The organism is Nocardia sp. NPDC004722, from assembly GCF_053601505.1.
In genome coordinates, this window is the sequence record NZ_JBSGBY010000859.1 from 1 (window position 1) to 2740 (window position 2740).

At 72.7% G+C, this 2740-nt stretch carries 1 protein-coding gene and 1 pseudogene; both read left to right on the top strand.

Features of this window, described 5'->3' with window-relative positions:
- Positions 1–496 (top strand): annotated as a pseudogene (locus ACWELQ_RS43085) (hypothetical protein); the annotation flags it as partial.
- The coding region (locus ACWELQ_RS43090) for a protein kinase domain-containing protein (protein ID WP_452402748.1) at positions 493–2740 on the top strand (2248 nt) is incomplete at its 3' end. The pseudogene ACWELQ_RS43085 and the gene ACWELQ_RS43090, both read left to right, overlap by 4 nt.

The following is a 2740-nucleotide window of genomic DNA, read 5'->3' on the forward strand; positions in this document are numbered from 1 at the left end:
GCCGAGATCGCGGCGACGCTGTGCCGCGCCGGGCATTTCGGAGGCCAGCTCGGTCTTGAGGACCAGCCCGCCGTGGGACCGGTCGGCTTCGGGCCCGGCCCTGTTCCCGGCCGGACCCGGGCCCAATCCGCCTTACGGCGGGACGTACCCCAACCTGACCCCGCAGCAGCCCGGCGGGACCTTCCGGGACCTCGAGCCGCAAGGACCGTCGAGTCAGCCGAATCAGGCGTACAGCCAACCCATTCCGGGGGCGGATGCGCAGACCCAGAAGATCAACACCGGTGCCCTGTATCCGGGCAACGGCCCGCTCGCATCGGCCATGGACCCGAACTCGGGTGGACTGCCGACCGTGATGGGTCCGCGCGCCTTCGGTGACACGACCCTCGGACACGGCGTGGATCTGGGCAAACCGGGAACACCGCTGCCGCCGCCCGGCGACGATGAACCGACGATTCGCAGCCTGCCGGGCGAAGCGAGCGGGGGTGCGGGGCAATGAGCGCGGGGAATCCCACCGATCCCGAGCTGGCGCGGGTGCGGGCGGCGCTGCCCGGGTACGAGGTCGGCGGGCAGATCGGGCGCGGCGGGTGCGGGGTGGTGCTGGCCGGGGTGCATCGGGGGCTCGGGCGGCGGGTCGCCATCAAACAGATCCCGCCGCAGTTCGCCGACGATATGCAGGTGCGGCGGCGCTTCGTGGCCGAGGCGCGGGTGATGGCGGCGCTGGACCATCCGCACGTGGTGCCGGTGTACGACTATGTCGAGCACGAGGACCTGTGCCTGCTGGTGCTCGAGTACCTGCCCGGCGGCACCGTCGAGAACCGTTTCATCACCGCGGGATTCGAGGCCACCGCCGCCCTCGCCGTGGCGCTCTCGTGCGCCGCCGGGCTGGACGCGGCCCATCGCGGCGGCATCCTGCACCGCGACGTGAAGCCCTCCAATCTCATGTTCGCCGCCAACGGCACGTTGAAACTCACCGACTTCGGCATCGCCAAGATCGTCGGCGATGAGGAGACCCTGGTGACCCGGGCGGGCGAGATCATCGGCACCCCGTCCTACATCGCCCCCGAACAGGTTCGCGGCCAGCAGCTTTCCCCCGCCACCGACGTCTACGCCCTCGCCACCATGCTCTACCAGCTGCTCTCCGGCATGCTCCCGTTCCCGACCGGCTCCGACGCCCTCGCCCTGCTCTTCGCCCACGCCTACGGCGACCCCGTCCCCCTCACCGACGTCGCCCCCTTCATCCCCCACCCCATCGCCGAAGCCGTCATGCGCGGCCTCGCCCCCGACCCCGCCGACCGCTACGACTCCGCCGAAACCTTCGGCATCGCCCTCGCCGAACCCGCCGCCCACCTCTGGGGCGCGAATTGGCTCACCCCCGTGGGCATCCCGGTCATCGGCGCCGACACCATCGTCGCCGCCGCCACCGGCGGCTCCCGCCCCCACCCCCGCCAGCCAGGCCCCCTCACCCCACCGCCCCGCCAGAACACCCCCCAATCCAGCCTGTGGACCCCCCAACCCGGCCCGCCACCGCCCGGCCCCAGGACCCCACCGCCCGGCCCGATGGATCGATCGCGTGGCCCGATGACTCGGCGCCCCGGCCGGGTAGCCCCGCCTCCGGGTGCGACGACCGGTGGCCCCGGCGCGATAACGCCCGCCCCGCAATCGAACCCGCCCCGTCATTCGCCGTACGCCCCGACCGCCGGTGCACAGCCCGGTGACGGACCGCGACAGCCCCCGATCCCGCCAGGGCGCGATGCTCAGCCTCCTCGGCCAGCGGCCTCTGGCGGTACGAACGCATTACCGGCCGCAGCGGGCTCGCGCAGCGCGCCGACACTGCGTTCACCACGCGGGCCGGGCACGCCGCCGGTCGGTGGGATTGCGACACCACCACCGCCCGGGCCGGTAGGACCCGGGTCGGCCGGGGGAATGACGCCGGTGCGGCCCAGAGAGCCGATTCAGCATGGTGGGGTGCGGCTCGTCGAGGTGTCGCGGGGGGATTTGGTGCCGGTGCAGCGGGTAGTGACGTTGCCGTCGCCTCGGGTGCCGTTCCTGGCGGCGGCGGTTCTGATTGTCGCGACCGGGGCGGCCGCGCTGTTGGGGGTGGGTGCGGCGGATCGGGATGTGCCGCCTGCCGGGATGATTCGGATCGGCGGGGCGGATCCGGCGGCCGGGACTGTGGAGCTCGACCTGTCGAAGCCGGTGGCGATCGCGGTCAGCGGGAGTGACGCGGATTCGGCGAAGCTTTCGGTGGATGTGCTCGGGGTCGGCGTCGGGGGACAGGTCGCGACGTTGCAGGGTGGGGCGGGGGAGGCGGCCGCGCCGGTGAACAAGTATGTGCTGGCTGGGCGGTTGACCGGGGAATTGGCATTGTCGCGCAACGGGTCCGAGACGGCCGTCTACAGGTTCGGAGTGCGGACACAGCAGCGGTCCACGACTACGGCCACGGCCGTCGGACTGCTGCTACTGCTGTTGTTCGCCGGTGCGTACGCCGAATCCAATGCGCGGACGCTGCGCCGTGGGAGCGCGCGGTTCGCCTCCACCGTCGGGCTCGCCCTCAGCATGGGCCTGCTCGGCGTGGCGGCCGTCGGAGCGTCCTGGGTGCTGCTGGGGCACGAGCCCACACTGCTCGGCGTGATCGTCTGTGCGGCAGGCAGTGTCGCGGCGGGGCTGGTGCTGGCGACCGGGTTCCGGCGGGTCGGCAAGCGGTACCGCTACGTGCGCGTGCAACGGCTCCGGGAGCGTG